Origin of the sequence: Flavobacterium saliperosum (assembly GCF_900100625.1) — a bacterium.
GTDB classification, from domain to species: domain Bacteria; phylum Bacteroidota; class Bacteroidia; order Flavobacteriales; family Flavobacteriaceae; genus Flavobacterium; species Flavobacterium saliperosum.
Map to the genome: position 1 here is coordinate 1 of NZ_FMTY01000020.1, position 1,634 is coordinate 1,634.

Annotated in this window: 2 protein-coding genes; both read right to left on the minus strand. The window is 28.0% G+C overall.

The genetic code is table 11. The features are described from left to right. Nucleotides 1-222 precede the first annotated feature (222 nt). A complete protein-coding gene (locus tag BLQ05_RS13570; protein ID WP_035655120.1) occupies nucleotides 223-723 on the minus strand; it encodes a hypothetical protein in 501 nt (166 codons plus the stop codon). A 162-nt stretch (nucleotides 724-885) separates the two neighbouring features. After that, nucleotides 886-1,503: a hypothetical protein gene (locus BLQ05_RS13575; protein ID WP_023577702.1), complete on the minus strand. Its 618-nt coding sequence runs from the start codon at nucleotides 1,501-1,503 to the stop codon at nucleotides 886-888. Nucleotides 1,504-1,634: the final 131 nt, after the last annotated feature.

Here is a 1,634-nt window from a genome sequence, read left to right on the forward strand (position 1 = left end):
TTTAAATTCTGTAATACTTATTTTTGAAACCATTTTACAATTTTCGGGTTTATTTTTAAGATTCCATTTTTCACAAGCTGACTGCTAACGTCCCGGGGCTTCATGAAGTTGGGGTTTATACATTTCCAAACCATTGAATAACCACGGAAGCCAAATATATGAAATAACCTTTAAATTTAGCCTTAAAGCCCCAATTTCATGAAACCCCTGTTATGCGAGGTTTTAATTTAGAATAAAAGTTTCGAATATTTCTTTTGCTTTAGGAACAATGTTATCGTATTCATTTTTAATAGCTGTAAAAGTTAGAATATAAGCTTTGGAATTTTTTAAATAATATTGTTGTAAATATCTGATTTCAATTGAATTGTAATTAGATTCAAAAATAATTTCATGAAATTCTAATCCATTTTTAGATTTGCGTACAGTGCTAAGTAGTTTTCCGTTCGTTTCAATTTGACGTTGAGATAATTCTGTATAGCTATCAAGATTAAGATTCATCCCTTCGAGATTTTGAATCATTAGATTGATATTGTTTCCAAATTTGCCGACAGTTGGAGAGTGGAATAAATAAAATTCGGTTCTATTTCTGCCTGACTCGTCTAATTTCCATTCAATGGGATAAGTGATTTGATATGTTGATCCATTAAAGATTTTTTGTTCAGAAATTTGACCAAAAGAACTTAAGCTTAAGAAAAGAAATAATATAGATAATGAATTTTTCATGATGTTTTTTTAAAAATCTCGCATAACGTCCCGCCGGCTTTGCGAAGTTTGGGTTTATATGTTCCCAAGCCTTTCCATTAAGACTAAAGCCAAATATACAAAAAGATCGTTCCATTAAACCCTTAACCCCAAATTTCGCAAAACCGCTGTTGTAGGCAGTTTTTATTTTTCCGTTTGTTTATTTAATTCTTTTCTGCTTTCAAAGATTATTAATAATGAATTTAATACAAACAAATAATAACCATATTTTATTTGATTTAAATCTTCGATAACTTCTATCAAGTATAATGAAATTGTCGCAACAATAAGTAGCAATAAATTTATTGAACTGATGATAATTATTTGTTTGAATTTTTTTCTAAATGATATTATTAGCATAAAGATTGTTAACAATATTATGATTGTAAAATTTAAAAATATGTAAAAGGTTTTGTCACTTAAATACCTAAATTCGAATTCGTTTAAATTCCCAAAACCTAAATAATAAGCATTACAAGTATTATCATTTCTTGCTCTTTCTAAACAACTTTTTTTATCTTTTAAAGAATCGTTTGTTTGTACATTTTCTTTTGTGTGATTATCCTTTTTTTCTTGATAAAGATTTTTGTTAGTTTCTAAATTATTTGCGGTATGAATTGAATCCACTACAGGAGATAATTCTTTAGATTCAAGACAAATATTTTTTTTTATTGTTGCATCTGAGCAAGTTTGTAGAAATGGAAAAACAAAAATCAGTAAACTGATACTTATTAAGCTTTTAAGACGAATGCTATTTTTCATATTTACTTTTCACGAAATTTTTTGGGTAAAATTGCCTACAACGTCCCGTGGCTTCGCGCAGTTGGGGATTAGTTCTCCCAAAACTAACAATTTAAGATAAGGTTTACAAATACAAAACCAACATTATTTTT